This is a genomic window from Bacillus sp. CPT56D-587-MTF (genome assembly GCF_058792335.1).
Genome location: NZ_JBYTEF010000001.1, coordinates 1,115,649 through 1,136,108, shown reverse-complemented (window position 1 = coordinate 1,136,108; position 20,460 = coordinate 1,115,649). Strand labels below are relative to the sequence as shown.

Here is a 20,460-nt window from a genome sequence, read left to right as displayed (position 1 = left end):
CCCCCTATATAAAACTACGCTCTTGTAAGTACTTCACGATTTGTTCTGCACATTCTTCAATAGAATATTTGTGCGTTTCTACAATTAATTCCGCTTGCTCTGGCTCTTCATAAGGCGAATCAATACCTGTGAAATCCTTAATATCACCTTTTCTTGCCTTTTTATAAAGTCCTTTCGGATCACGTTTCTCACACTCTTCAATCGGACACTTCACAAAAATTTCAATAAATTCATCTGCCGCTAATAAATCTCTTACTTGTTTGCGGTCTACTCGAAATGGTGAAATAAATGCTGTAAGGACAACTGCTCCTTGGTCTACAAATAACTTTGCCACTTCGCCAATACGTCTTATATTTTCCATGCGATCACTTTCAGAAAATCCTAAGTCTTTATTTAAACCGTGGCGAATGTTATCCCCATCCAGCACATAATTTCCAATATTCTTTTCAAACAGTTTACGAGCGACCGCATTCGCTACTGTAGATTTACCCGAAGCTGATAAACCAGTAAACCAAATTACAAAACTATGATGTCCATTCTTCACTCTTCTCTCATCTTTTGAAACCGAAGCTGTATGCCAAGTAATATTCGTATCCATCTCGTTCTCTCCCTATTCTGTTACTACTTCTTTTTTCAAGCCTTTAATTAGTACTTCCACTACTTCTTTACGACTAAATGTACTTGGCGGAATCTCACCGTTTCTTAATAATTCTCTTACTTTTGTACCCGATAAAATAACATGATCTTCTTTTCCGTGCGGACATGTTTTCGTTGAAGCCATCGCTTCACATTTCGTGCAGTAAAAACTATGCTCAAAGAATAGTGGTGTAATTCCTAACTCTTCTATCGTAAAATTTGTGAAGATTTCTTGCGCTTCATACGTTCCGTAATAATCTCCTACTCCAGCGTGATCACGCCCTACTATAAAGTGGGTACATCCAAAATTCTTTCTTACTAACGCATGAAATATCGCTTCCCTTGGTCCTGCGTAACGCATGGCAGCAGGAAATACACTTAAAAAGACACGATTTTTCGGATAATAGTTTTGAAGAAGTACTTCATAGCTTTCCATTCTTACATCAGCAGGAATATCATCCGATTTCGTTTCTCCAACGAGCGGATTTAAAAAGAGACCATCTACAATTTCAAGAGCAGATTTTTGAATATACTCATGGGCACGATGTACCGGGTTTCTCGTTTGAAATCCGACCACTGTTTTCCACCCACGTTTTTTAAATGCTTCTCTCGTTTCAATTGGATCTAAATGATAAGAAGGAAACAGATTATTTTCAAAACGTTTCGTAAGAACAATAGCTCCTCCGATGTAAACGTTCGGTCTTTCGTATAATTTTTTCACTCCAGGATGAGCCTCATCCGTCGTTTTATACACTAGTAACGCTTCTTTTTCCTTATCAGGCACAAAAATATCTTCTATTTGAATAACACCATATACATTTCCACCGTTAACAAGTTTTACTTCCTCTCCAACTTTTAGCGTCTCTGCTACTTCTTCTGTTACTGGTAATGTAATTGGTATACTCCAAACGCTCCCATTAGCTAAACGAAGCGTTTCTACAACCGAATCATAATCTTTCTTTCCTAAAAAACCAGTAAGCGGGCTATATCCTCCTGTCGCTAATAGTTCTAAATCACTTAACGCAATGTTATCTAGCCCAATTTCTTTTTTAATTTGTGATACGTCGTATGTCTCGTCTATTCGATTTATTAATTCGTTTCTTGTACTCATTTTCTATACCCTCTCTTAGCTTTATTTTCAAATTCATCTTATTGGTAATGAAGACCACATTCAGTTTTCACTTTCCCAGCCCATCTACCATCTCTCGAATCGCCACCCTCTCCTACAGGCAACGTACATTTCTCACACCCAATACTTGGATAGCCAACATCATGCAACGGGTTATACGGCAAGCTATGTTTGTATACATATCGCCAAACTTCTTTCCACGTCCAATGAATGAGTGGACAAACTTTAATAGATTGAAAACGATGATCTTGATTTATAAACTTTGTATGCTTACGTGTTTCTGATTGTTCCCTTCTTAAGCCCGATATCCATGCTTTTTCCACGACTAATGATTTTTCTAAAGGTAAAATTTTTCTAATCTTACAACAAAGATTCGGATTGCTCTCCCACAGTTTTTCACCATGCAACTTCGCCTGTTCATCAAGTGTAAGTTCTGGCTGTTTTTCTATAATATTCAATGAAGGAAATCGTTCCCGCACTTTTTGAATTAATTCATACGTTTCTTGAAAATGAACATTTGTATCCAAAAATACAACTTTAGCAGATGGATTTACTTGGTTTATAATGTGCAGCAATACCATACCTTCCACCCCAAAGCTACATGCGTAGACAACCTCATCTTTATATTCTTTATAAGCCCAATTTAATACTGATAACGCACCTTTTGTTTCATCTTCTTCCGAAAACGAAACAACATTTTCTTCCCACGTTTCATACGTCAACATGTTTTTCCCCCCTGTAAAAGCAAAAAGACGGTTTTAACCTAATGAAAATAGGTTAAAACCGCCTCTAGTTTTTCTAGTCAGCGCTTTTCACTTTAAACGTACTTTTTCACTTTTCTCTAACTGAATTACTTTCCCATCTTGCACAACAATTGTAATTGAACCATATTTCATATCAGCAAGCATCGCTTCAATCTTCTCGGATACTTCATCAAAATGTTCCCGTACACTCACGCGAACAGCCCCCCTTTTTATTCATAAAAAAAATCTTTCCCATTTCGAAAAGACTGTTCGGTAATATATTTTACCTTATCTTTCAAAATGGATCCCATTTTGCTGGATTTAGCACCTTGCTTTCTATAAGCAGGTTGCCGAGCTTCTTCGGGCCAGTTCCCTCCGCTTCTCTTGATAAGCTTTGTATTTGTATTTTATCACAATTCTGATTTTTTTCAATCCTAGTTTTCCGATATATTTTAATTATTTTATTTTATAAAAAAGGAATTGCCCATTCGAACAACTCCTTTTCTTATTTAGACAAGCTCTTTAATACGTATGCGATCGTTCCCAATAATATTTTCATATGTTTCGCGTTCCACAACTACTTGCGATGTTCCGCCTTTTGCAAAGACAACGGCTGGTCTTCGAATCCGATTGTAATTATTCGCCATCGAGTACCCGTATGCTCCTGTACAGGAAACTGCTAGTAAATCAGAAGCAGCGACTTTCGGTAAATGAATATCCCAAATCAACATGTCTCCACTCTCACAGCATTTCCCGGCAATCGAAACGAGTTCCTCATTCTCATCATTCGCTCGATTCGCTAACATCGCTTCATAACGCGCATTATATAAAGCAGGTCTTAAATTATCTGTCATTCCACCATCGACTGATACATATTTCCGAATACCAGGAATATCTTTCACAGATCCAACTGTATAAATTGTTGTCCCAGCATCACCTACAATGCTACGGCCTGGCTCAATCCATATTTCTGGAAATGGATATTCACATACAGTAAATTGTTCTCTCACTGCACTTGTTACAGCTCGCACATATGTCTCAAGAGTTAATGGTGTATCTGACTCTGTGTAACGTATTCCAAATCCCCCGCCTACATTTAACACTTTTACTACATAGTTTGTTTGCTCTCTCACTTCTTCTAAAAATTGGCGAAGAACTTCAATTGCTCGAACAAAACCAGCTGTTTCAAATATTTGCGACCCAATATGTGAATGGATCCCTAGCACATTATAATTTGATTTTTGTAAAGCAAATCCAATTGCCTGCATCGCTTGACCGTTTGAAACACCAAATCCAAATTTCGAATCATCTTGACCTGTTGTAATATATTCATGTGTGTGCGCCTCTACTCCAGGCGTTACACGAATTAATATGTTCACAAATTTCCCATGTTGCATCGCTAAATCGTGTAAAACTTCTAATTCAAAGAAATTATCTACGACAAAACAACCGATATTCGCCTGAAGAGCCATCACTATTTCTTCTTCTGTTTTATTATTTCCATGAAAATGAATACGTGATGCCGGAAATCCTGCTTGGAGCGCAGTATATAATTCTCCCCCAGAAACAACGTCTAATGACATACTCTCTTCACGAGCTACTCGGCACATCTCCATGCACAAGAACGCCTTGCTTGCATATGCTACTTGATAAGAGAAACCACTTTCTTTAAAAGCACGATGAAATGCTCGGCATTTTCCTCGAATAGACTCTTCATCGTATACATAAAGTGGTGTTCCGTATTGCTTTGCTAGCTGCGTCGTATCGCACCCTCCAATTTCTAAGTGTCCTTGCCCATTAATTCGGCTTGTGCCGTGTAAATACATTTAAATTCCTCCCTTATTTCCTCTAAAACTCATAACCCCAATCTTCTATTCATTGCAGCACGCTTTTAGATAGACAAAAAACGCGCGGAACAATGTTCACACGCGTTTCTTATTAGGAAAAATATATATTGAAAAAATAAACGAGTTGTTATCTCCTCAAAATAAGAAACCGCATCAACATCTCCAAATAGCTCTCCATAAAATAAATCTTATGACAGTACTACATTTATTCAATGCAGTCCCAATATATGAATAAGATGGTTATTCTTATATTTCGGCAATAGTCCCTTTCAACCTATGATCACAGATTCCATTAAATCTCCCATAGCTTACTCTTTCCTATCGCGGCCTCTACCTTTGAGAGTAGATGAGGTAAGTCTATTTAATTTTCAAACATCTAATTGTTGCTATTAACAATACCAAAGGACCATTTTATTTGTCAAACAATTTTTTATATTGTTTTTTTACAGTTTAGTTTCGTATCATTTGGTAAGCGCTTTACTGAAATCTTTGTCACTTCCCATTCGCCTTCTTCGTTATTAAATGTAATCGTTACCTTCTCAAATGGTGGAGCAATTTTCCCAGCAACACGTTCATACTTTGTCACTTCAATACTTGCTTGAAATAAATATGTACCGCTATACACTTTTTTTAAACTAATAATTTTAGGACATTGATAAGGTTTCAAACTTCCATATTGTTTTTCAATTGCTTTATTTATTTTTGGAAATAAAACAGAATAAAGTGCATCTTCCATAAGAGGTGCATCATATTGGGCTACCGACACACTCGGTGAAGTAAAAAGTATAACACTACTGCATGCTATAAAATATAATAATTTTCGCATTATAACCTCCGTATTATCACGCGATTCTTTCTGCGTACGATAATTATCATACATAGAAATTCTGTTTTATTGTCTCCCACCACTCTTTTTCTACTCGATTATTATAAAAAAGCCCACAACCTTCTTTTATTTTCGTATAATGATACTCATAGTATAATAATCATAATAACAAAGGACTGTTCGTATATATAAAATGAGTCGTTAAGCAAACTGACTCACAAGAACTGTCATGCTTTTTAGGAGAGGAGTATATTATGCTACAACATCTGTTTCCAAAACTGCGATTTGCACTCGTTGCAGTCGTTTTACTATGGATTAAAACATATATTGTGTACAAGCTAGCATTTGATATTAAAATTGATAATTTCTTTGAAGAATTCATGCTTTTTATCAATCCACTAGCTGCGTTACTTTTATTTTTCGGCTTAGCTTTACTTGCATCTAAGCACCGAAACCGAATTATAATTGGAATCAGTTTTATACTGTCATTTATTTTATTTGGAAACGCAATGTTTTATGGGTTCTATAACGATTTCGTTACTTTCCCGGTTTTATTCCAAACAAACAATATGGCTGATTTAGGGACAAGTATAAAAGAACTCTTTACGTACAAAACATTACTTTTATTTGCAGATGCAATTATTTTAATGTTTATTTCACGTAAATTCCCATCATTTGGCGACAAAACACCACTTTCCCGCTCAGAGAAGCGAACTTTCTTTAGCGGTGTAACAGCTTTATTAGCACTACAAATTGTTGTATCAGTTATTTATAAACCACAAATGTTCTCGCGCTCATTTGACCGTCAAACTGTCGTGAAGAATTTAGGTTTATACACATACCATCTATTTGATATTACGCTTCAATCCAAGTCTTCAGCTGAGCGTGTATTTGCAAGTGGGGATGGGTTTTCTGAAATTAAAAACTATACAGACTCAAAAGACAAACAAGTTGATAAAAACTTATTTGGAGCTGCAAAAGGTAAAAATGTAATTTTAATTTCAATGGAATCTACACAAAACTTTGTTATTAATAAAAAAATAAATGGAAAAGAAATTACACCATTTTTAAATGAATTTATTAAGGATAGTTTCTATTTCGATAACTTCTATCATCAAACTGGACAAGGCAAAACTTCTGATGCTGAATTTATCGTTGAAAACTCACTTTATCCGCTAGATCGTGGTTCTGTATTCTTTACTCATGCAACAAATGAATACACAGCGACACCAGAACAATTAAAGAAATACGGATATTCTTCTGCCGTCTTCCATTCAAACGATAAAACGTTTTGGAATCGGGATGTAATGTATCCTGCGCTTGGATATGATCGTTATTTTAATTTAAATGATTACGCAGGAACGGAGCAAATGTCTGTCGGTTGGGGATTAAAAGATAAAGAGTTCTTTGAACAATCTATTCCAAAGTTAAAATCTTTACCGCAACCGTTCTATACAAAATTTATTACATTAACAAATCATTTTCCATTTCTTCTAAATCCGGAAGATCAATATGTTGATGAATTCAACTCGGAAAGTGGTGTTGTAAACCGCTACTTCCCAACTGTTCGTTACACAGATGAAGCTCTTAAATTATTTATTCAACAATTAAAAGAAGAAGGATTATATGATAATTCCGTTATTGTCATTTATGGTGATCATTACGGTATTTCCGAAAACCATAACGCAGCTATGGCACAGTTCCTAGGAAAAGATACTATTACACCATTCGATTCTATGCAATTACAACGAGTCCCTCTTATTATTCATGTGCCTGGCCAAGAAGGAAAAGTTGTTTCTAAAGTATCCGGTCAAATTGATATTAAGCCAACGCTCCTTCATTTACTTGGTATTAAAACAAATAAATCCGTTGAATTTGGAACTGACTTATTTATTAAAGAGAAAGACCCGCTTATGGTAATGCGTGATGGTAGCTTTGTTTCTGAAGAGTATGTTTATACAAAAAATATGTGCTACAAAAGAAGTACGGGTGAAGAAGCTGACATGACGTTATGTCAGCCGTATATTGAAAAAGCAAAAACAGAATTAAAACTCTCCGATAAATTAATTTATGGAGATTTATTACGCTTCGATCCTAATAATCGATATAAAACCGGAACGATGACAACGAAATTTGAATAGTAAAGGAAGCAACTTTATACAAGTTGCTTCCTCTTTTTATTTTCACTTAATTTTCGAACCATCCTTCTATGAAATCTTTCACAAATTGGTAATTTCTTTCGTATGAGGAATAAATTTATGGTATGATAAAATAAGTAAACTTTCATACACTAATTAAGAATTTATTACAGAAAGCAAGGGATCAGATTTTGTATAGAGCAGCTATTCCAAACTTATTTACGCTCGGAAATTTATATAGCGGATTTTTATCAATCGGCTATGCATCTTTAGGATATTATAAATCAGCTGCTATTTTAGTACTTATCGGGATGATGTTAGATAGTCTTGATGGTCGTGTTGCTCGTTTATTACGTGTTGATTCACAAATGGGAAAAGAGCTCGACTCGCTTGCAGATGTCGTAACATTTGGTGCAGCACCAGCTGTTTTAATGTATTACACATCTTTCTCAAACTACGGAATCATCGGATTATACATAGCGGGATTATTCCCTCTTTTCGGAGCATATCGTTTAGCACGATTTAATGTAACACCATCTTCTACTTCAATGAAATATTTCACTGGAGTACCGATTACAGCAGCGGGAGGGCTTGTTGCTTTCTTAACATTATTTTCACATACCATTCCAAAAATCGTTCTTATTACCGTATTTGTAACGTTCGCATTTTTAATGGTGAGCCGCATTCGTATCCCAAGTTTAAAAGATGTACCAATTCCACGATATAGCATCATTATTACACTATTTTTAGTTGGAATCATTATTACAATGTATCAAACAGGATTTGGAAATTTTTCTGTTTTCTTATTCATTGCCATTCCACTATATATTTTGTACATGTTATCTCAATTCATTAGACAAAGACCGTCTAAAAAAGCGAATAAAGAAAAATAAGAAAACCTTCCGAGTCCGGAAGGTTTCTTTTTATTTTGTAACTAATACCTTTTGATTTACAGGTGTTACTGGCTCTTCGCCGTTTAATACAGCTAAAATATTTCTGACAGCCATTTCAGCCATCGCATCACGAGTTTCAAATGTTGCATTCCCTACGTGTGGAGCAAGTACTACATTCTTTAATTCTTTTAGCTCTTCTGTAATTTTCGGTTCAAATTCAAACACGTCAAGAGCTGCTCCTTCAATTTCATTCGTTTTTAATGCATGAGCAAGTGCTGCTTCATTCATAATTGGTCCACGTGAAGCATTTACAATATACGCTGTTTTCTTCATCATTTTAAACTGCTCTTCATCAATCATATGATGTAATTTCGGATTATAAGCACAGTTAATTGTAATAAAGTCTGCTGTTTGTAATAATTCTTCCAACGTCACATACGTTGCTCCCAGTTCACTTTCAGCTTCAAGCTTACGATTTGGCCCTGTATATAAAACATCCATTCCAAATGCTTTCGCACGTTTTGCAACAGCCTTCCCGATTTCTCCAAGACCTATAATTCCGATTGTCTTACCATGGACTTCTCGTCCTAAGAAAAATAACGGTGCCCATCCGTTAAATCCAGTCGTACGACATAACGTATCCCCTTCAGGAATTCTACGCGCCGCTGCTAAAAGAAGTGCAAATGTTAATTCTGCAGTCGCTTCCGTTGATACTTTCGGTGTATTCGTAACTGCAATTCCTTTTTCGCCCGCATACGTGTAATCAATATTGTCGTAACCAGCACCATAGTTTGCAACAATCTTTAAATGAGGCGCTGCATCAATAACTTCTTTTGGCACCTTTGTCGAAAGTAAACTTAACAATGCATCTTTATCTTTTACACGCTCTGTTAATTCATCTATAGAAATTAACTCCTCTTTATTGTACATTTCTACATTATGATCTTTTAATAGTTCTAATCCAATTTCCGGAATTTTTCCCGCTACTAATATTTTTGCCACTACTAACACCTCTTCTATAGAAAATAAGACATCTCTTATATTTCATTGTAAGAAATCCACATATAAAAACCAAGGAATTTGATTATAGTTTTGAAATTCGACACTTTTCCATGAAAAAAGAGGAGATGCAACTCTCCCCTCTTCTTACGCTTTTTCCTGCGATTCTTTTCCAAGCTTCACATCAATAGTTCCTTCTGCAACCGTATCGCTAATTTGCTCCTCAATAACCGATTGAGATGCAGCATTCGTTTCAGAAGTATAAGCTTGTTGCTGTGCACCTTGTACATTTTGTTTGTTTTGTTGTTTCGCCATTTCTTACCCTCCTTTTCATTCTTTCTTATTTTGAACAAAAAGGACAGTTTTCATCAAAAAATTGCGTTTCATTTTGAATTTGTTACTTCTTCTTCAAGCGACCTCATTACTCTTGCTCGCTTCGTAAATGTTGCAACCTGAGTAACACCGTGAGCTCGTAATGTTTGTACATTTTCTTGTACATAATTCCCTAAATCATTTGGGTAATGGGCATCCGAAGAAATCGTAATTGGAACACCATACTTAGCTAATACTTGTAAATATAGTGGACTTGGGCACATTTCACGAACAGGATAACGATAGTATAATCCTGCATTTATTTCTGTTGCCGTATTCGTTTCTACTAATGCACAGGCAATTTCCTCATAATAAGAAAGCTGTTCATTCTCATCCAATCGATAATTAAATACCTTTATATTATCAAGATGAGCGATAATATCAAATAACTCGGTACGAATCGCACTCTCGACTGTTTTAAAAAACATATCATATAATGCGCGTAGGTCATGCACCTCAAAATATTCTTTCGTATCTGGATTATCAAACCCCCAGCCATTTAGAAAATGAACGGAACCAATTACATAATCAAAGTCTCCTAGCGCTAATAATTCTTTTAACTCTCCTTCACAACCAATAAAATAATCCGCTTCAATTCCAAGTTTAAGTGTGACACCTCTTTTCCCCCATCGTTCTTTCGCCTCTTCAATTGCCTTTGTAAAATCATACAGTGAAACTACCCTTACTTGATCTAACCATTCTTTCTGTATACGACCGAGCTTAGAATCACTAATATCTACATATTTTTCATAATATCCTTTTGCTTCATGAAAACGATATAGATGATCAACAATTCCCACTTCTTTTATTCCTTTTCGCACAGCTTCTTCTAAATATAGATCTATCCATTCTGTTGTAAATGGCCCTTCCTTCACACGCTTTTGCAAACGCTCTTGTGTTTTCATAAGCCAATCAATAGAATGTCTTTCTTGAAGCGGTTCATAACATTCCAACGCTTCATTTATTTTAGCAAGCCATCCTATTGAATACGGTCCTTCTTCTAAGTGAAGATGATAATCTACTTTCATATACATTCCCCCTTATAATGTATCTATTTCCCTTCTATCCCCAACTCTCGAAAGCTTTCCATTTCGTTCTTTCACCTCTCGCATCACATCTTCCAATGCAATATTTTTTTCAGCTAATAAAACGAAACAGTGATAAAATACATCAACCATTTCTTTCACTACTTCTTCTTTATCATTATTTTTACATGCGATAATTACTTCAGCACACTCTTCACCAATCTTCTTTAAAATTTTATCTTCTCCTTTTGAAAATAAATAATTTGTATACGATTCAGGAAGTGGGCTTCCCTTTCGTTCTTCAATTGTTTTATACAGCAACTTAAAGGCATTTTCCATATGTATCCCCCTATATAATTTGATAGTGAAAACATGTCTTCTCTCCCGTATGACAAGCAGGTCCTACTTGTTTCACATTCACAACAATTGAATCTTGATCACAATCTAAATATAAAGACTGCACATATTGAACATTCCCTGATGTTTCCCCCTTATTCCATAACGACTGCCTCGAACGAGAATAAAACCATGTTCTTTTCGTCTCTAACGTTTTTTTATATGCTTCTTCATTCATATAAGCTAGCATTAAAACGTCTTTCGTACCTTCTTCGATGACAATTGCCGGTATTAATCCTTTTGAAAAATTAGGTTTCATAACCGCACCTCAATATTTGCATCTCTTAATTTTCGCTTTACACTCTGCACTGTCGCCTCACCATAATGAAAGATGGATGCCGCTAACGCTGCATCAACCGTTGTCTTTTGAAAAACTTCTATAATATGATTCGTATGACCACAGCCTCCTGATGCGATGACTGGAATAGAAACACTTTTTGAAATTTCTTCTGTTAAACGAAGGTCATATCCGCTTTTCGTTCCATCTGCATCCATACTCGTTAACAAAATTTCACCTGCCCCAAGTTTAACAACACGCTTCGCCCATTCTATGGCATCCATTCCTGTGTCAACTCTTCCGCCGTTGACATATACGTTCCATTTACCTTCTGCTACTTTTCTAGCATCAATTGCCACGACAATACATTGTGACCCAAAGTGTTCTGCCCCTTCTTCTATTAACTTCGAGTTTCGCACTGCCGCTGAGTTTATTGAAACTTTGTCTGCCCCAGCTCTTAGTAAATTGTACATATCTTTCACACTTGATATCCCCCCGCCAACCGTAAGAGGAATAAATACTTTTGCTGCTGTTTTTTCTACAACATCTATAATCGTTTTTCTTCCTTCATGAGTCGCCGTAATATCTAAAAATACGATTTCATCTGCCCCTGCCTCGTTATATGCTTCAGCTATTTCAACCGGATCACCGACATCTTGTAATCCTATAAAATTTACACCCTTTACGACTCGCCCTTCTTTCACATCTAGACATGGAATAATTCGTTTCGCTAACATAACTTCGTTACCTGTAATACTTCTTCTAAATCAATCGTTTTCTCGTAAAGCGCCTTTCCAATTATGACACCATATATATTCATATCATTTAACTTTTTCACATCTTGAATAGATGCCACTCCTCCAGAAGCGATGAGACGAATGCCTACACTTTTTTGAAGTATCGCTAATTGTTCAAAATTTGGACCTGCAAGCGTCCCGTCTTTCGAAATGTCTGTAAACACAATCGTTTGAACACCTAAACTTTCCATTTGTTTCGCTAAACTAACGTAAGAAATTTCAGATAGATCAAGCCAACCTCTCGTTGCTACGAAACCATTTTTCGCATCAATTCCAACAATGATTTTCTCTTTATATAGACGAACTGCTTCCTCTAAAAATGACTTATCATAAAGAGCTACTGTTCCTAAAATCACTTTTTCTACACCTGCTGACAATAACTTCTCCACCGTTACAAGTGAACGAATTCCTCCTCCCACTTGCACAGGAATACGTACCGCCTTGCAGATTTTTTCAATGACGGGCAAATTTAAAGACTCGCCAGCAATTGCACCGTCTAAATCAACAATGTGTAGTATTTCCGCTCCAAGCTTTTCAAATATGATCGCCTGCGCTACTGGATCTTCATTCATCACCGTTTCTTTACTAAACTCTCCTTGATAAAGTCTAACGCATCGTCCTTCTTTTAAATCGATAGCTGGGAAGATTTCCATGCTTCTACCACCCCTTGAAAATTTTTTAATATTTGCATGCCAATTTCGCCACTTTTTTCTGGATGAAACTGTGCACCAAATACATTTCCTTTCGCGACAAACCCTGGTACTTGCATTCCATAATCACTTACTCCGCATACAATTTCATCTGGACAATCCGCGTAATATGAGTGAACATAATACACGAAAGAACCATCCACTAATCCATTCCAAAGCGGAAATTCTCTTTCCTTCCTTAATTCATTCCATCCCATATGAGGAATTTTATACGAAACTTTTAACTTACGAATTTCCCCTGGTAGTAAACCTAACCCGCTACAATCTTTTAGTTCCTCACTTCGTTCAAATAAAAGCTGCATGCCCAAACATATACCGAGGAGTGGTTTTCCTATATCACAAACCTCTTTTAGTACACACACTAAATCTCTTTCTTCTAATACGTCCATCGCTTTCGGAAATGCACCTACTCCCGGTAAAATCACGCCATCGCTTCTCAATATCTCTTTTTTATCACTCGTTACAATGTACTCTGCGCCAATATATTTTAATGCTTGCTCTACACTGCGAATATTCCCCATTCCATAATCTATAATGGCAATCAATTACAACATTCCTTTCGTTGAATTTACACCAGTAATGTTGGCATTTTTTTCGACCGCTTCTCTAAGCGCTCTACCAAAAGCTTTAAATAATGCTTCAATTTTGTGATGTGTATTACTTCCGTATAGAACGCGCGCATGTAATGTAATATTGGCAGCATGTGCAACTGCTCTAAAAAATTCTTCCGTCAATTCTGTATCAAAATCCCCGAGCTTCGGATTTGTTAATTCCCCTTGAAATACACAATATGAGCGTCCACTTATATCAATTGCGACAAATCCTAAAGATTCATCCATCGGTACATACGCAGAACCGTAACGATTAATTCCCTCTTTGTTTTGCAATGCTTCTTTCAAGCAATTTCCGAGTACAATTCCAACATCTTCAACGGTGTGATGTGCATCGACAAATACATCACCTTCTGCTTCAACCTGCAATCCAAATCTTCCATGTCTAGCAAATAAAGTAAGCATATGATCGAAAAAACCAACTCCTGTTTGAATAGATACATTTGTACTTTCATCAAGCTGCAAATTTAATTTAATTTTTGTTTCTGTCGTCTCACGTGCTTGACTGGACTGACGCATTATTTTTCCTCCTCAAACCTTATTTGGATTGCTCTCGCATGTGCATGTAACCCTTCTTTATTTGCAAGCTCTACAATATGATGCTGTACATTTTTTAATGCTTCCTCCGTATAAGAAATAAAACTTGATTTTTTCACGAAATCATCGACTGATAACGGAGAAAAAAATCTTGCCGTTCCGCTCGTTGGTAATACATGATTCGGTCCCGCTAAATAATCCCCGAGCGGTTCAGGTGAATATGGCCCAAGGAAAATAGAGCCTGCATGTTTCACATAATCTAGAGCATTCATTGGTTCTTTTATATGTAACTCTAAATGTTCTGGAGCAATTTCATTTGATAACTTTAGCGCCTCCTCTAAAGAAGGAACGATAAAGATGGCTCCATTTCTATTTATTGATTCACGTGCAATTTCACTTCTTGGTAACGTTTCTAACTGTCTTTCTACCTCTTTTTCTACTTCTTTAGCTAGTTCCATATTCGTTGTAATACAAATCGCCGTTGCTCTCTCATCATGCTCTGCTTGCGATAATAAATCCGCTGCGATATATTTTGCATTACCTGTTTCATCCGCAACAACTACAATTTCTGATGGACCAGCAATCATATCGATATTTACTATTCCGTATACTTCTCGTTTCGCTAGAGCGACGTACAAATTTCCCGGTCCAACTATTTTATCCACTTTCGGAATCGATTCCGTCCCGTATGCTAAAGCAGCAATTGCTTGTGCGCCACCTATCGTATAAATTTCATCTACTCCCGCAAGATCTGCAGCAGCTAATATATGTGGATCAATTCCTCCTTTCCTCGGCGGTGTTACCATTACAATCTTTTTCACACCTGCGAGTTTCGCCGGCAATACATTCATTAATACTGAAGAAGGATATGAGGCTGTCCCACCCGGTACATATACACCTACATTTTCTAACGGCCGAATGAGTTGCCCTCTAATTATCCCTTTACTTTCACAATCGAATATTGAGTGCTTCTTTTGCTTTTCGTGATACGAAACAACGTTTTTCTTCGCCTCTTTTAAAGCTTCTAAAAATGAATTCTCTACAAACATACTCGCTTGCTGTATTTCTTCTTCACTTACACGAAAATTTTTCATCTCTACACCATCAAACTTTTTTGTATAGAAAGATAAAGCCTCATCTTTCCCTTCCCTTACATGTCTAATGATTTCTCTTACACTTCTTTGAACAGTTTCTTCTATTATATTAGCGTTTTCTCTTAGCACTTTTATTTTAGATAATGCCTCCTTAAATTCTTCATAAATGATTTCCATTTTAAATCCTCCTATTTCCCTGATAAGATTTCTTGCTCCATCATATTTATAATGCTGAATATTTCGTCTTTTTTAGTTTTTAAGGCTGCCTTATTTACAATCATCCGAGCCGATATAAAGTACATTTCCTCAAATACAATGAGTCCATTCTCTTGTAATGTTTTTCCTGTTTCAACAATATCTACAATCGCATCTGCCAATCCAAGAAGAGGAGCGATTTCTACAGAACCTTCTATCTTAATAATTTCTACATCCTCTCCCTTATCATGAAAATAAGTAGAAGTAATATGGGGGTATTTCGTAGCGATTCTTTTCTTCCGGTAACTCTTCGGATTATACGTAGGAATAGAAGCAACACAAAACTTACAAATCCCCACTCCTAAATCCAGCATTTCATAAATATCTTTCTCGTTTTCCATTAAAATATCTTTTCCAACGATGCCAATATCAGCTACCCCATGTTCTACATAAGTAGCAACATCAACCGCTTTTACTAAAATAAATGAAACATTTGTATTTTTACTTTGAAATACAAGCTTCCGACCTTTATTTTTGAGCTCGGAACAATCAATTCCAATCTGCTCAAAAAGTGGAATGACATGTTTTTCTAATCTTCCTTTCGTTAACGCAATTTGAATGTTACGCATGAAGCCTCTCCTTCTTTCTGGACTACCCATTTCTCATTCCATACATATTCCACTAAGTATTCATTCTTTGCCTCAACGACCGTTCCTATTTTATTTTTTCTTGCAAATTGAAAGGTATCGCTTAAATTAGAGAATAGAGATAACCAAGCATTTTTCCCATCCTTTCGAAGTAAATTTCGTAACCTTTCTGCTTCCGCTAATCTATTTAACTCATAATGAATCACAATATCAATTTGATTTCGTTCATATGGTTCTTGCTGCTCTTGCAGCGCCTTCACAATTTGATTTACTTGTACCGCGAGTCCAACAGCTGGCAGCATTTCTCCAAAATTCCCAATTAGCTCATCGTATCTTCCGCCACTAACGATTTCTTCTCCAATTTCATATATATATCCTTTGAAAATAACACCCGTATAGTAATCTAAGTGTTGAATCATGCCCAAATCAATTGATATGTAAGAACCATATCCTAACGTTTCAATTGTTTCATACATTTCTTTTACTCTTGCAATTGCCATTTTCATTTCATTACTTGAAGCAAGCTTTTCTGCCTCCTCAATAACTTCTAAATTTCCAAATAGCCTTGGTAATTTCTCAAGTAATCTTACTGTCTCATCGCATCGATCTAATTTCTTTTCTCCGATAAAATTTGAGAGGGCAGCATAATTTTTACTTTCTATATACGTTCTAAGTACTCTTTCTTCTTCATCATGGATGGAGAGCTTTTTTACAATACATTTATATAACTGTACTTGCCCAATCTCAATTGTAAAAGATTGCACATTCAACTTTTGAAGTGCTTGAATGACACTTATTACACATTCAATTTCAGCTCTTACATTATCAATCCCGATAACTTCAATACCACTTTGTACGATTTCATTATATTTTCCAGAATGGGATTCATTCGCTCGAAATACATTCCCGCTATACGTCACTTTAAGTGGCGTATCCCATCTCTGTGTTCCAATCACTCTTGCTAAAGGAATTGTCATATCTGGACGTAAAACGATAATCCTTCCCTTTTCATCAAAAAATTTATACATCTTCTCTTCATCTATCGGTCTATTTTGAAATGCAAAAACATCATAAAATTCAATTGTAGGTGTTCTTATTTCCTCATAACCTCTCTCTAAAAAAGTAAGCCTTAATTTTTGCTCCACTTCTTCAATTAACGTACATTCTTCGAATAAATAATCTCTCGTTCCATTCGGGTTTGCTCGTTTCCATTTTGTCATCTAAATTTTCACACCTTTCCCCTTCTAATGTATGCCTATTTCATTCCCCTAAGCCGAAAATAAAAAGAGCCTTGTAGACAAAATACCTACAAGGCTCTTCAGTAGAGTGTAGGTACAACGGGAATAACCCTTGTACCTACACGTTTTCACGCTAGGTTCAAGGGTTTCATGTATGATGATGTAGTTGTGTAAGCATTGTAATAGATTTTATTGTATTCATAATACTTACTCCCTTTCTCCTCTGATTTTCACATAGTATATAACAGTTAATTTTGAATGTAAATACATTTTTAATATTCCGTCACTTTTTTTAATGTAAAGCCACTTTTCTTTCATACTCTTTTATTTCTTGTTCATATTGCATTGTAATACTAATTTCATCTAAACCATTCAATAACTTCTCTTTCCACATTTTCTCGATTGTAAAATGGAATCTATGCATATTCGTTATAATTATTTCATTTTCTAAATCAACTGTAATTTGTTCCCTCGCATCTGTTTTTGCAAGTTGTTCACGCATATCTTTATCCATTACAATCGGTAACATGCCATTCTTCATACAATTCATATAAAAGATATCGGCAAATCCTCCAGCGATAATAACGCGGAAACCATAATCAGCAAGTGCCCATGGAGCATGTTCTCTAGACGAGCCACATCCAAAATTATCACCTGTGATTAATATGCTGGCTCCTTTTCTTTCTTGTGCATTAAGCGGGAAATTAGGGTTTTCTTGGCGATTATTATCATATCGCCACTCATCAAATAAAAACTTCCCAAACCCAGTTCTTTCAATTCTCTTTAAATATTGCTTCGGAATAATTTGATCTGTATCAATGTTATCATTCATCAGTACTGCGGCAGTACCTTTATGAATACGAAATGGCTCCATCATAACTCTCCTTTCTAATATCAACAAAATGACCATATAACGCAGCCGCTGCCGCCATTGCCGGGCTAACTAAATGCGTTCGTGCTCCCTTTCCTTGTCTTCCTTCAAAATTGCGATTGGACGTAGAGGCACAATGTTCTCCTTCAGGCACTTGATCTGGATTCATACCTAGACACATTGAGCATCCGGGCTCTCTCCATTCAAATCCAGCTTCTTCAAATATGCGATGTAATCCTTTATGCATCGCTGCTTCTCTTACCCTTTGAGATCCAGGTACAACAAGTGCTCGCACACCTTCTTTTACTTTTTTACCTTTCACGACAGATGCAGCAATTTCTAAGTCAGAAAGCCTGGAATTTGTACAAGATCCAATGAAAACATGTTGAACTGGAATGTCATACGTACTTTGTCCGGGACTCAATCCCATATAAGAAAACGCTCTTTCATCATTTGCATCATGCTTTTCTGGCAATTTCTCATCGATCCGAACACCCATACTAGGATTTGTTCCCCACGTAACGTACGGCGCTAAATCCGTAACATCTACTAGAATATGTAAATCATAAACTGCATCTAAATCTGTATAAAGTTCTGACCATTTTTCCTTAATAGATTCATAGTCTTTCGGTGCATATTTACGCCCTTTTACGTAAGCAAACGTTTTTTCATCTGGTGCAATAATGCCAGCCTTTGCTCCCCCTTCAATTGCCATATTGCAAAGCGTCATCCTCTCTTCCATATCCATAGCATGAATGGCCTCTCCGTAAAATTCCATTACGTAACCTGTTCCAACTGCTACTCCGTACTTTGAAAGAAGGTGTAAAATAATATCTTTCGCATAGACACCTTGCGGTAACTTTCCTTTTAACTCAATGCCCATCGCTTTCGGCTTTCGTTGCCATAACGTTTGCGTTGCCAATACATGTTCCACTTCACTCGTACCAATACCAAACGCTAGTGCGCCAAAAGCACCGTGTGTTGCTGTATGACTATCACCACAAACAATCGTTTTTCCTGGCTGTGTGAGTCCAAGTTCTGGTCCTATTACATGAACGATCCCTTGCTCTTCATCTCCGATATCCGCTAATGGCACCTGAAATTGTTTACAGTTTTGCCGAAGTGTATCTAGTTGCTGCTTCGCAATGCGGTCGGTAATATTCCAAACATCTTTCGTTGGAATATTATGATCCATCGTTGCAAATGTTAAATCTGGTCTGCGGACTGTTCGATTTGTAAGCCGCAAGCCTTCAAAGGCTTGCGGTGACGTTACTTCATGAACAAGATGTAGATCGATATATAATAAATCCAATCCATTTTCATTAGTCGCAACTACATGTCTTTCCCAAAGCTTATCTAGTAACCTTTTTCCCATTATCTTCCTCTCCCTACTAACGCTTGCTCTTCCATTTCTTGAATAACTGCCTTTGTAAATGAAGTTGTCGTTTCAGTCCCCCCGATATCTGCTGTACATTTCCCTGATTTAAGGACTGCAGAAACTGCTTCTTCAATTGCATCTCCTTCTCTCGTTAATCCGAACGATTGCCCAAGCATCATTGCAACAGAACGCATCATCGCAATTGGATTCGCCTTATTTTTCCCCGCAATATCCGGTGCTGATCCGTGAATAGGCTCATATAATGAAGGTCCCTTTTCAGCGTGACTTGCTGATGGAAGCATTCCTAATGATCCAGCTAATACTGAAGCCTCATCACTTAAAATATCACCAAATAAATTTTCCGTTACAATAACGTCAAATCTTCCTGGATTCCGAATTAATTCCATAGCTGCTGCATCTACTAAAATGTGTTCTACTTCCACATTTGGGTAGCGAAGTGCTACTTCTTCTGTCACAGTTCTCCATAATTTACTAGACTCTAAAACATTCGCTTTATCAATAGATGTTACTTTTTTCTTCCGCTTATTTGCTAATTGAAAAGCATACGAAACGATACGTTCAATTTCATAGCGATGATACGTAAGTGTATCTGTCGCCACTTCTTCCGTTCGCTCTTTCGGATAAGAAAAATAAATTCCGCCTGTTAATTCACGAACGACAACGAAATCAATTTCATCAGCGTTTTTTAATGGTGATAAATGTGCAGTTGCACTTTCTACCGTTACAGGGCGAACATTCGCAAATACACCGAGTCCTTTTCTTAATGCTAATAATCCTTTCTCAGGCCTTTCTTTCGCACTATCCCACCTTGGTCCACCTACTGCGCCAAGTAAAACCGCATCACTCGCTAAACAGGCGGCAAGTGTTCGCTGTGGTAATGGTTGCCCAGTTAAATCGATAGCAATACCACCAAAGTACTCATCTTGCAAATGAAAATGATGTCCATATAGCCTTTCTACCATATGCAATACTTCCTTCGCACTCTCCATTACTTCTGGACCGACACCATCACCAGCTAAACAAACGATACGTTTTTCCATTTTTAACACTCCTTTTAACTGAATTTTCAGAACTTTAATT

General features: G+C 36.6%; 23 protein-coding genes and 2 riboswitches. Of the genes, 2 read left to right on the top strand and 21 right to left on the bottom strand.

Annotation, left to right across the window (positions count from 1 at the left end):
• Nucleotides 1-4 precede the first annotated feature (4 nt).
• From cysC to AC3WVZ_RS05945, 6 genes are all read right to left on the bottom strand, one after another.
• Entirely contained in the window at nucleotides 5-598 is a 594-nt protein-coding gene (cysC, locus tag AC3WVZ_RS05970) for an adenylyl-sulfate kinase (protein ID WP_000380499.1), read from the bottom strand.
• A 12-nt stretch (nucleotides 599-610) separates the two neighbouring features.
• Entirely contained in the window at nucleotides 611-1,747 is a 1,137-nt protein-coding gene (gene sat / locus AC3WVZ_RS05965; protein WP_000107514.1) for a sulfate adenylyltransferase, read from the bottom strand.
• A 38-nt stretch (nucleotides 1,748-1,785) separates the two neighbouring features.
• Nucleotides 1,786-2,490, bottom strand: a complete 705-nt coding sequence (locus AC3WVZ_RS05960) for a phosphoadenylyl-sulfate reductase (RefSeq protein WP_000959021.1) — start codon at nucleotides 2,488-2,490, stop codon at nucleotides 1,786-1,788.
• Between the two features lie 87 nt (nucleotides 2,491-2,577).
• Nucleotides 2,578-2,721, bottom strand: a complete 144-nt coding sequence (locus tag AC3WVZ_RS05955) for a YezD family protein (RefSeq protein ID WP_000116158.1) — start codon at nucleotides 2,719-2,721, stop codon at nucleotides 2,578-2,580.
• A 72-nt stretch (nucleotides 2,722-2,793) separates the two neighbouring features.
• Nucleotides 2,794-2,902, bottom strand: a riboswitch (SAM riboswitch).
• A gap of 115 nt (nucleotides 2,903-3,017) precedes the next feature.
• Nucleotides 3,018-4,334: a diaminopimelate decarboxylase gene (gene lysA / locus AC3WVZ_RS05950; RefSeq protein WP_233936190.1), complete on the bottom strand. Its 1,317-nt coding sequence runs from the start codon at nucleotides 4,332-4,334 to the stop codon at nucleotides 3,018-3,020.
• A 180-nt stretch (nucleotides 4,335-4,514) separates the two neighbouring features.
• Nucleotides 4,515-4,696, bottom strand: a riboswitch (Lysine riboswitch).
• Between the two features lie 89 nt (nucleotides 4,697-4,785).
• Nucleotides 4,786-5,181: a DUF3888 domain-containing protein gene (locus tag AC3WVZ_RS05945; RefSeq protein WP_001228823.1), complete on the bottom strand. Its 396-nt coding sequence runs from the start codon at nucleotides 5,179-5,181 to the stop codon at nucleotides 4,786-4,788.
• 254 nt (nucleotides 5,182-5,435) lie between these two features.
• On the opposite strand from AC3WVZ_RS05945, the gene AC3WVZ_RS05940 reads away from it, so the two are divergent.
• Together AC3WVZ_RS05940 and pssA are read left to right on the top strand one after the other, a co-directional pair.
• Entirely contained in the window at nucleotides 5,436-7,322 is a 1,887-nt protein-coding gene (locus tag AC3WVZ_RS05940) for an LTA synthase family protein (protein WP_000939078.1), read from the top strand.
• Between the two features lie 188 nt (nucleotides 7,323-7,510).
• Nucleotides 7,511-8,212 carry a CDP-diacylglycerol--serine O-phosphatidyltransferase gene (pssA, locus tag AC3WVZ_RS05935; RefSeq protein WP_000285417.1) on the top strand — a complete coding sequence of 234 codons (702 nt, stop codon included), beginning with the start codon at nucleotides 7,511-7,513 and terminating at the stop codon, nucleotides 8,210-8,212.
• A gap of 30 nt (nucleotides 8,213-8,242) precedes the next feature.
• On the opposite strand, the gene AC3WVZ_RS05930 is transcribed toward pssA, so the two are convergent.
• The 15 genes from AC3WVZ_RS05930 to leuB all read right to left on the bottom strand — a co-directional run bounded on the left by AC3WVZ_RS05930 (nucleotide 8,243) and on the right by leuB (nucleotide 20,420).
• Nucleotides 8,243-9,214, bottom strand: a complete 972-nt coding sequence (locus tag AC3WVZ_RS05930) for an NAD(P)-dependent oxidoreductase (protein ID WP_001062858.1) — start codon at nucleotides 9,212-9,214, stop codon at nucleotides 8,243-8,245.
• Nucleotides 9,215-9,358: 144 nt separating this feature from the next.
• Complete coding sequence (locus AC3WVZ_RS05925) at nucleotides 9,359-9,526, bottom strand: YozQ family protein (protein ID WP_001118878.1); 168 nt, start codon at nucleotides 9,524-9,526, stop codon at nucleotides 9,359-9,361.
• 68 nt (nucleotides 9,527-9,594) lie between these two features.
• A complete protein-coding gene (locus AC3WVZ_RS05920; RefSeq protein ID WP_000861838.1) occupies nucleotides 9,595-10,611 on the bottom strand; it encodes a histidinol phosphate phosphatase domain-containing protein in 1,017 nt (338 codons plus the stop codon).
• Between the two features lie 12 nt (nucleotides 10,612-10,623).
• Nucleotides 10,624-10,947: a phosphoribosyl-ATP diphosphatase gene (gene hisE / locus AC3WVZ_RS05915; protein WP_000426358.1), complete on the bottom strand. Its 324-nt coding sequence runs from the start codon at nucleotides 10,945-10,947 to the stop codon at nucleotides 10,624-10,626.
• Nucleotides 10,948-10,957: 10 nt separating this feature from the next.
• The gene (hisI, locus tag AC3WVZ_RS05910) at nucleotides 10,958-11,263 is read right to left on the bottom strand and encodes a phosphoribosyl-AMP cyclohydrolase (protein ID WP_000803956.1); all 306 of its coding nucleotides are present in this window, start codon (nucleotides 11,261-11,263) and stop codon (nucleotides 10,958-10,960) included.
• Nucleotides 11,260-12,018: an imidazole glycerol phosphate synthase subunit HisF gene (gene hisF / locus AC3WVZ_RS05905; RefSeq protein WP_000880111.1), complete on the bottom strand. Its 759-nt coding sequence runs from the start codon at nucleotides 12,016-12,018 to the stop codon at nucleotides 11,260-11,262. The genes hisI and hisF overlap by 4 nt, the downstream gene beginning before the upstream one ends.
• Nucleotides 12,012-12,731, bottom strand: a complete 720-nt coding sequence (gene hisA, locus AC3WVZ_RS05900; RefSeq protein WP_233936189.1) for a 1-(5-phosphoribosyl)-5-[(5-phosphoribosylamino)methylideneamino]imidazole-4-carboxamide isomerase — start codon at nucleotides 12,729-12,731, stop codon at nucleotides 12,012-12,014. The genes hisF and hisA overlap by 7 nt, the downstream gene beginning before the upstream one ends.
• Entirely contained in the window at nucleotides 12,704-13,333 is a 630-nt protein-coding gene (hisH, locus tag AC3WVZ_RS05895; RefSeq protein WP_000560360.1) for an imidazole glycerol phosphate synthase subunit HisH, read from the bottom strand. The genes hisA and hisH overlap by 28 nt, the downstream gene beginning before the upstream one ends.
• Nucleotides 13,334-13,918, bottom strand: a complete 585-nt coding sequence (gene hisB, locus AC3WVZ_RS05890; RefSeq protein WP_001249949.1) for an imidazoleglycerol-phosphate dehydratase HisB — start codon at nucleotides 13,916-13,918, stop codon at nucleotides 13,334-13,336.
• The gene (hisD, locus tag AC3WVZ_RS05885) at nucleotides 13,918-15,207 is read right to left on the bottom strand and encodes a histidinol dehydrogenase (protein WP_000402933.1); all 1,290 of its coding nucleotides are present in this window, start codon (nucleotides 15,205-15,207) and stop codon (nucleotides 13,918-13,920) included. Before hisD ends, hisB begins: the two co-directional genes overlap by 1 nt.
• 11 nt (nucleotides 15,208-15,218) lie before the next feature.
• Complete coding sequence (gene hisG / locus AC3WVZ_RS05880) at nucleotides 15,219-15,854, bottom strand: ATP phosphoribosyltransferase (protein WP_001244493.1); 636 nt, start codon at nucleotides 15,852-15,854, stop codon at nucleotides 15,219-15,221.
• Nucleotides 15,830-17,092, bottom strand: coding sequence for an ATP phosphoribosyltransferase regulatory subunit (locus AC3WVZ_RS05875; RefSeq protein WP_000170300.1), 1,263 nt, complete (start codon nucleotides 17,090-17,092; stop codon nucleotides 15,830-15,832). The genes hisG and AC3WVZ_RS05875 overlap by 25 nt, the downstream gene beginning before the upstream one ends.
• Nucleotides 17,093-17,402: 310 nt before the next feature.
• The gene (gene leuD / locus AC3WVZ_RS05870) at nucleotides 17,403-17,984 is read right to left on the bottom strand and encodes a 3-isopropylmalate dehydratase small subunit (RefSeq protein WP_000433187.1); all 582 of its coding nucleotides are present in this window, start codon (nucleotides 17,982-17,984) and stop codon (nucleotides 17,403-17,405) included.
• The gene (leuC, locus tag AC3WVZ_RS05865) at nucleotides 17,962-19,356 is read right to left on the bottom strand and encodes a 3-isopropylmalate dehydratase large subunit (RefSeq protein ID WP_000518109.1); all 1,395 of its coding nucleotides are present in this window, start codon (nucleotides 19,354-19,356) and stop codon (nucleotides 17,962-17,964) included. Before leuC ends, leuD begins: the two co-directional genes overlap by 23 nt.
• Nucleotides 19,356-20,420: a 3-isopropylmalate dehydrogenase gene (leuB, locus tag AC3WVZ_RS05860; RefSeq protein WP_233936187.1), complete on the bottom strand. Its 1,065-nt coding sequence runs from the start codon at nucleotides 20,418-20,420 to the stop codon at nucleotides 19,356-19,358. The genes leuC and leuB overlap by 1 nt, the downstream gene beginning before the upstream one ends.
• Nucleotides 20,421-20,460 lie beyond the last annotated feature (40 nt).

Bases quoted from the DNA above. Each gene is read 5' to 3' on its own strand.
- cysC (WP_000380499.1), bottom strand. From the start codon at position 598: ATGGATACGAATATTACTTGGCATACAGCTTCGGTTTCAAAAGATGAG.
- sat (WP_000107514.1), bottom strand. From the start codon at position 1,747: ATGAGTACAAGAAACGAATTAATAAATCGAATAGACGAGACATACGAC.
- AC3WVZ_RS05960 (WP_000959021.1), bottom strand. From the start codon at position 2,490: ATGTTGACGTATGAAACGTGGGAAGAAAATGTTGTTTCGTTTTCGGAA.
- lysA (WP_233936190.1), bottom strand. From the start codon at position 4,334: ATGTATTTACACGGCACAAGCCGAATTAATGGGCAAGGACACTTAGAA.
- AC3WVZ_RS05945 (WP_001228823.1), bottom strand. From the start codon at position 5,181: ATGCGAAAATTATTATATTTTATAGCATGCAGTAGTGTTATACTTTTT.
- AC3WVZ_RS05940 (WP_000939078.1), top strand. From the start codon at position 5,436: ATGCTACAACATCTGTTTCCAAAACTGCGATTTGCACTCGTTGCAGTC.
- AC3WVZ_RS05925 (WP_001118878.1), bottom strand. From the start codon at position 9,526: ATGGCGAAACAACAAAACAAACAAAATGTACAAGGTGCACAGCAACAA.
- AC3WVZ_RS05920 (WP_000861838.1), bottom strand. From the start codon at position 10,611: ATGAAAGTAGATTATCATCTTCACTTAGAAGAAGGACCGTATTCAATA.
- hisE (WP_000426358.1), bottom strand. From the start codon at position 10,947: ATGGAAAATGCCTTTAAGTTGCTGTATAAAACAATTGAAGAACGAAAG.
- hisI (WP_000803956.1), bottom strand. From the start codon at position 11,263: ATGAAACCTAATTTTTCAAAAGGATTAATACCGGCAATTGTCATCGAA.
- hisF (WP_000880111.1), bottom strand. From the start codon at position 12,018: ATGTTAGCGAAACGAATTATTCCATGTCTAGATGTGAAAGAAGGGCGA.
- hisA (WP_233936189.1), bottom strand. From the start codon at position 12,731: ATGGAAATCTTCCCAGCTATCGATTTAAAAGAAGGACGATGCGTTAGA.
- hisB (WP_001249949.1), bottom strand. From the start codon at position 13,918: ATGCGTCAGTCCAGTCAAGCACGTGAGACGACAGAAACAAAAATTAAA.
- hisD (WP_000402933.1), bottom strand. From the start codon at position 15,207: ATGGAAATCATTTATGAAGAATTTAAGGAGGCATTATCTAAAATAAAA.
- hisG (WP_001244493.1), bottom strand. From the start codon at position 15,854: ATGCGTAACATTCAAATTGCGTTAACGAAAGGAAGATTAGAAAAACAT.
- AC3WVZ_RS05875 (WP_000170300.1), bottom strand. From the start codon at position 17,092: ATGACAAAATGGAAACGAGCAAACCCGAATGGAACGAGAGATTATTTA.
- leuD (WP_000433187.1), bottom strand. From the start codon at position 17,984: ATGGAGCCATTTCGTATTCATAAAGGTACTGCCGCAGTACTGATGAAT.
- leuC (WP_000518109.1), bottom strand. From the start codon at position 19,356: ATGGGAAAAAGGTTACTAGATAAGCTTTGGGAAAGACATGTAGTTGCG.
- leuB (WP_233936187.1), bottom strand. From the start codon at position 20,420: ATGGAAAAACGTATCGTTTGTTTAGCTGGTGATGGTGTCGGTCCAGAA.